The organism is Tannerella forsythia (assembly GCF_001006485.1).
GTDB lineage: Bacteria > Bacteroidota > Bacteroidia > Bacteroidales > Tannerellaceae > Tannerella > Tannerella forsythia.
In genome coordinates, this window is sequence record NZ_JUET01000063.1 from 1 (window position 1) to 392 (window position 392).

1 protein-coding gene is annotated in these 392 nt (G+C 69.4%); it reads right to left on the bottom strand.

Features of this window, described 5'->3' with window-relative positions; translation table 11 throughout:
- On the bottom strand, positions 1 to 217 hold a 217-nt coding region (locus Tanf_RS14755; protein ID WP_211346876.1), incomplete at its 3' end, for a hypothetical protein.
- Between the last annotated feature and the right edge of the window lie 175 nt (positions 218 to 392).

Sequence of the window (392 nt, forward strand, 5' to 3'; positions counted from 1 at the left end):
GGATGGCGGTTAAGCCCAGCACCGGATGGATCGGCACGGGCGCGGCGAGCATGCCGCACAGCCCCGTGAAGACGACGAGGGTCATCACCCGCGGCTTGGTGAGGGCGAGGAAGTCGCGCCAGTCGGCGGGCAGGGTGACGGTGGCGGAAGCGGTGCTCATGGTCGTGCGTCGGCTATAGGCCCAGGCGTGCGCGGGGGGAAGTGGAGGCTTTGCCATAGAAGCGCCGCGGCACCGCGATCGCATCGCCCGGCTCCAGTCGCACGGCCTGATCGCCTGATCCGGCCGCGGCGCTTGTCCGGTGGGGCCTGAGACAGAAGCGCCCCGGGGATTCTCATGGGGTGCTGCTGTCTCGACTTTCCGATCCGGCCCGATAGTGGCCGTAGTCCTAGGC